Genomic DNA, 1,335 nt, shown 5'->3' on the forward strand with positions numbered 1-1,335 from the left:
CGCGGCAGCAAGCCGCTTGCGATCCGCCTCATCGAGCCATGTCTCGGGAGAGTGATCATGTCGTTGCATGCTCCCCAGGGAACACCCGCGGCTCTCGTGTTGCAAGTCTTATGGCGACCTACTTAGCATTCATGATGGAGGCGATTGCGGGAGAGCCTCAGCCGGTGCCGCCTCCAGCCCGCGTTGACCGAGTACCTGCCGCAATTCCTCACTCAGGCTGCTAAGAGGAATAGCCTCATACCGAGACACCGTTATGCAGCGGCCTTCGATGCTGGCCATGACCACAGCGTCAGCAGAAGATGGGCGCTCTTCGGCGGTTTGGGCACTCGCTGGGCTACGACGCTCTTCACTTGGACTCCCTTCCTTCCTCAGGACGATGACGTACCAGACAAATCCAGCTTTGGCCGCTTCTGTTAGCATCCCCGCTCTCTGCTTCGCCTCGCTCAGGGCCTTCCGTCGGTCCTCGATGGACTCGCCTCGGGTGAAGGCGAGATTGGGAGGAGTGTCGCCGCTTTCGCCGTAGGGATGGACGAAGTTCAAGGTCATCCTCAAGGTGTCGACCCTGACCTCCCTGACCGCAAGAGCCGCGGCTTCCTTTCGCCCTTGGACGAACTCACGAACGGCCACATCGCATGAGCGGAACTCATCCTGTTCTTGCGCAGTTTGAGGTGGTGGCGTTCGCACCTGGGCAGGAGCGCTGCGCTTGCGGGATGTTGCGCCCTCCGCTCCAGCAGAGAGAGCAAGAACACATGCGACAGCTAATGAAATAATCCGCACCATGGCTCCATCCTCCCACGCCAGGGAAGAACGTCGCCAACTCGGCCAGCGGCCAAGCTGTTCTGGCTAAACGGATCCGCAGCCGAGATGGCTACCGTCCAGGAACTAACGCTTTCTCAGGATCTTAGTTGCTGAGCCTTGGAGGAGGCTATTTGGCGCGTCCTACAAGTGTTTTATGGCAGGATTCGTTCTGACGTCGAGCTAATGGGCCGAGAGAACATCAAGCGGAATGACCTGCACCGCCTGACCTGTGCTATCGATAATCTCCAGCCGCCAGCCCTGCCACTCATTTGAGTTCAAGGGATCCTGGGCCCGAAGCTCTTCGACGGCTTCCATGGCAGCGACCACAGCGGCCAGAACACTGGACGCCTCGATGCCCTCTTCGTCGCGGATCATGGCATCACCATTGGTGAGATTGAAGTAGTAGCGCGCTAGCGCCGAAACGCCGGACGCGGATACCCCCGACGACCTTACCGGGAGGTCAATTTCAATGAGGCTTTCAGCAGGAGCCTGCTTGTCATTGGTGAAAGTTGTCATGACTGAGATGCCTTACTGGAT

2 protein-coding genes are annotated in these 1,335 nt (G+C 58.8%); both read right to left on the reverse strand.

Translation table 11 applies throughout. The features are described 5' to 3' along the window. Positions 1 to 129: 129 nt before the first annotated feature. The gene (locus tag ACS5Q1_RS47940) at positions 130 to 780 is read right to left on the reverse strand and encodes a hypothetical protein (protein WP_473104790.1); all 651 of its coding nucleotides are present in this window, start codon (positions 778 to 780) and stop codon (positions 130 to 132) included. Between the two features lie 198 nt (positions 781 to 978). Continuing rightward, positions 979 to 1,314: a DUF6894 family protein gene (locus tag ACS5Q1_RS47945; protein ID WP_473104791.1), complete on the reverse strand. Its 336-nt coding sequence runs from the start codon at positions 1,312 to 1,314 to the stop codon at positions 979 to 981. Positions 1,315 to 1,335: the final 21 nt, after the last annotated feature.

The organism is Microvirga sp. GN3 (genome assembly GCF_055792825.1).

Bases quoted from the DNA above. Each gene is read 5' to 3' on its own strand.
- ACS5Q1_RS47940 (WP_473104790.1), bottom strand. From the start codon at position 780: ATGGTGCGGATTATTTCATTAGCTGTCGCATGTGTTCTTGCTCTCTCT.
- ACS5Q1_RS47945 (WP_473104791.1), bottom strand. From the start codon at position 1,314: ATGACAACTTTCACCAATGACAAGCAGGCTCCTGCTGAAAGCCTCATT.